A 2,896-nucleotide genomic window follows, 5' to 3' on the forward strand; every position below is an offset into this window, starting at 1 on the left:
ACTGGGCGGTATGTGGAGAGTGATCCGATTGGGTTGGCAGGAGGACTTAATACATATGTATATGTCGAAGGAAACCCCCTTGCCTATGTAGATGAATGGGGGCATTCAAAAACCAATGGAAAGCATGCAAACAAATCAAGCCCAATGACAGTGGGCGACTTTAACAAGAACTCTGACCCTGCCAAGATACAAGAAGCAATCAGAGAGGCCGAAACCAATGGGAAAAACGCACATGCAAAAGCACTCAAGGGACTACTGAAAGTAATTAAACGTACTAAAAGCCTAACCCCGCATGGTGTTATAGAGGACATCCTGGAAAATCTATGTGAATCCCATCCTGAGGAACCGGCCTGCAAAATATTTACTCCACCTCCCGCTATAGTTTGGTGCAAAGAAGGAGAAACTTCGCCTCCCTTACCCCCTATGTCCAGTTTAAGTTCCCCGGACCGACCAGAAATTATAGATCTTGGCCAGCTATAAGGATCGCCATATGACCACCAGTGACGGAATAACAGATAGCGACTGGGAAAGCATTATCATTTCTGCAGAGGAGATTGCCGAGTTGACAGGCAGGGAGATAGATGCTCGCTTTGCTCAAAAAAAGATACTTTCCCAGCTAGATAGATTGGAGAAAAAATATGGCCGCCTTCCAACCATACTAAGCACAAAAGCGGACTATATCGACTCTACTGACGAGCGGCTATCTTTACTCAAAGAGGCATATATAACGGCTGACGAAATTCAGGACAAAAAAAACAAGGCATTTATCAGCAGTTCCATCATAGAAGTCTATCTAGAATTGCCAGAAAAAAAATCCTTTGCCCTGTACTGGTTAGAGAAATTCGAGAGCGACCTGAAAGACTATCCCAAGGACGAATATCTTCTCGATCTACACGTGCAGTTCAATAAAAAACTTAATCAACCAAACCCTAGCAATCAGTAAATAAAACAATAGAGAAAGGGAAAAGTACGGAAAAATGGAAATATTTATTTCCCATATAAACCAGAAGCCGTCCTTCTTCAGTTCCTTCGGTTTCTCACGCCCCGCTACGAAGTAGGGCGAATAATCGCACCGCCAGAGAAAAGGAGACAGATTTATTTTTACTACTCTAATTCCAGCGACTGCGCCCACGCTGAACTACTCAAAGCAAATAACTCGCTAAACCATGCGCCCTTGCCTAGGCATCGCGAAGTTCCTTTACGGTATCTGCTCTGGAGCCTCTATGCTAGGAAGATTAGAGTAGAGAAAATAAATCTGTCCCCTTTATGCTGGGGATGTCGTAGAAGTAGGCATGGTCGTTAAACTTAAATAGTGGAGTACGAAATGATTGACGACCTTGACGAGTCATCCTCAATACTTAGGCTGCTCGTTGCAGACTCACTTAAAAGATGGACAGATAATGCTCTTCTTGGTCTGCTAAGTGAGCAGGATGCTATTGTTAGAACCGCCGCAGCTCGAGAGCTACAGATGAGAGGGGGGCGTGACATATTTGAGAAAGTTCAGCATCTATCTGGAAACGAGAATCCCGAGACTCGGGAGATTGCAGCTTTCATTCTTGGGCAAATTGGAACACCTAAAATGCCCTTTAAGGATGAATCGCTTCCGACCCTATTATCGCTTGCAGATGATGAGGATGCGGGGGTTCGATCAGCCACTGCTGCTGCATTTTGCCATTTGTGCTATGAAAGTATGCCTCTCAATGTAGAGAAATGCTTAATTAAGCTTTGCTCTGACAGTAATGAAAGTGTCAGGGCATGTGCAGCATATGCACTAGGTAACTCTTCTGGAGGAAAAGAAGTTCGAATTTTACTTGAAAAGCTTTTGGCTCAAGAAGGAGTCGGCGAATATGCCGAGCTTGGGCTTGAAATTCTTGAGGCCAAAAAAAATAAATAATGAAATATTGAATGATGGATGTAAAATGCACGTTGAGGACTCTGTTGAGGATTTCCCGAATCAGGTGAAATGTACCGATCCCGTTACCCTGCTTCCCGATGAGGCAGGTGAGTTTCTCTGATACCGAGAGAAAAGGGGCGAGAGAAAAGGGGGCAGATTTATTTTTACTACTCCAATTTCAGCGACTGCGCCCACGCTGAACTACTCAAAGCAAATAACTCGCTAAACCATGAGTCCTTGCCTAGGCATCGCGAAGTTCCTTTACGGCATCTGCTCTGGAGCCTCCATGCTAGGAAGATTAGAGTAGAGAAAATAAATCTGTCCCCTTTATGCTTTTCCCCTTTATGCTTTATACAGACCGCTAGATGTAATACCTGATGACGAGATGCAACATGGTGTATACGGCTCTCACCACAATATCTTTGTCGCCAAACAAGCGCCGAGGGGCGCTCCAAGGCCGTGTAAGTGTCAGTGGGTAAAGCAAAATTATGTATTGAAGCCACACGAGCTAACCCCCGACATGATACCTATAGAGCCATTTGCAGACTAAGGTGACGCATGAAGTATTTAACCGGAGAAACAGTCGAGCTAGGGGACTTAGTGTTGATTGAGTCCGGCAAAACGCTGGGCGTGGTATATGCGATTATAGAAACCCCTGAAGATGCACTAAACTGGGGGCTTGATGAGGCTGGTATTTCAATTGAGGCGGAACCATTTGGATTAGTATTCTGGCCGCAATCTGAAACTGAAGATCCAGTTAGATTTATTTCCAGAAAAGAGATCAGCTAGTCTTGCTGGAAATATAAAGGGGAAGGGGGCAAATTTATTTAGGTCACCTGACTTTCCAGAAGGTATAAGCCCAGCCCTGCGCTGGGCTTTTTCCTCCCCGATTTAGCCGATTGCCTTGAGAAAAAGGGGTCTGAGAAAAAGGGGTCGGATTTATTTTTACTACTCTAATTTCAGCGACTGTGCCCACGCTGAACTACTCAAAGCAAATAACTC

General features: G+C 44.7%; 4 protein-coding genes. All 4 read left to right on the forward strand.

The genetic code is table 11. The features are described from left to right. The coding region (locus HMPREF3014_RS33890) for an RHS repeat-associated core domain-containing protein (RefSeq protein WP_305884748.1) at window positions 1-480 on the forward strand (480 nt) is incomplete at its 5' end. Window positions 481-490: 10 nt separating this feature from the next. Next, the gene (locus HMPREF3014_RS24345) at window positions 491-943 is read left to right on the forward strand and encodes a hypothetical protein (RefSeq protein WP_023087129.1); all 453 of its coding nucleotides are present in this window, start codon (window positions 491-493) and stop codon (window positions 941-943) included. A gap of 381 nt (window positions 944-1,324) precedes the next feature. Beyond that, complete coding sequence (locus tag HMPREF3014_RS33895) at window positions 1,325-1,894, forward strand: HEAT repeat domain-containing protein (protein WP_071535050.1); 570 nt, start codon at window positions 1,325-1,327, stop codon at window positions 1,892-1,894. Between the two features lie 558 nt (window positions 1,895-2,452). After that, window positions 2,453-2,683 carry a hypothetical protein gene (locus HMPREF3014_RS34480; RefSeq protein WP_115456378.1) on the forward strand — a complete coding sequence of 77 codons (231 nt, stop codon included), beginning with the start codon at window positions 2,453-2,455 and terminating at the stop codon, window positions 2,681-2,683. Window positions 2,684-2,896 lie beyond the last annotated feature (213 nt).

Origin of the sequence: Pseudomonas sp. HMSC065H01, assembly GCF_001815235.1 — a bacterium.
Classification (GTDB): domain Bacteria; phylum Pseudomonadota; class Gammaproteobacteria; order Pseudomonadales; family Pseudomonadaceae; genus Pseudomonas; species Pseudomonas aeruginosa.

Excerpts from the sequence above, each read along its gene's own strand:
- HMPREF3014_RS24345 (WP_023087129.1), top strand. The coding sequence starts at position 491 with ATGACCACCAGTGACGGAATAACAGATAGCGACTGGGAAAGCATTATC.
- HMPREF3014_RS33895 (WP_071535050.1), top strand. The coding sequence starts at position 1,325 with ATGATTGACGACCTTGACGAGTCATCCTCAATACTTAGGCTGCTCGTT.
- HMPREF3014_RS34480 (WP_115456378.1), top strand. The coding sequence starts at position 2,453 with ATGAAGTATTTAACCGGAGAAACAGTCGAGCTAGGGGACTTAGTGTTG.